The organism is Mesorhizobium sp. WSM4829 (assembly GCF_055811475.1).
Genome location: NZ_JBVVQJ010000171.1, coordinates 1 through 275, shown reverse-complemented (window position 1 = coordinate 275; position 275 = coordinate 1). Strand labels below are relative to the sequence as shown.

The window sequence follows — 275 nt, the reverse complement described above, 5'->3', positions numbered from 1 at the left end:
GGACGCAAACGGATTTTGCGCGGGATCAGGCGCGATCGCGCCGACTGGGAGGTCTTGCTCATCGACCATCACGAAGGCTACCTGAGCTGGCACGATTTTGAGAGGAATCAGCGCCTGATCACGGACAACGCCACAAGCAAAGGCTTGGTGCCGCGCGGTGCTCTTCGCCGGGGCGAGTTGCTGCTCGGCGGTCTCTTGCGCGCTCGACCGCCACAAGCCTGAGGCTCTGGGAGACGAGGAACGGCGGAGCCTGCTGCGCATGGGCGCCGATCTCG

At 64.7% G+C, this 275-nt stretch carries 1 protein-coding gene; it reads right to left on the bottom strand.

Annotated elements, in window-relative coordinates:
• Positions 1 to 216, bottom strand: a 216-nt coding sequence (locus tag AC0L17_RS34725) for a hypothetical protein (protein WP_473519028.1), incomplete at its 3' end; no start/stop codon positions are given.
• Positions 217 to 275: the final 59 nt, after the last annotated feature.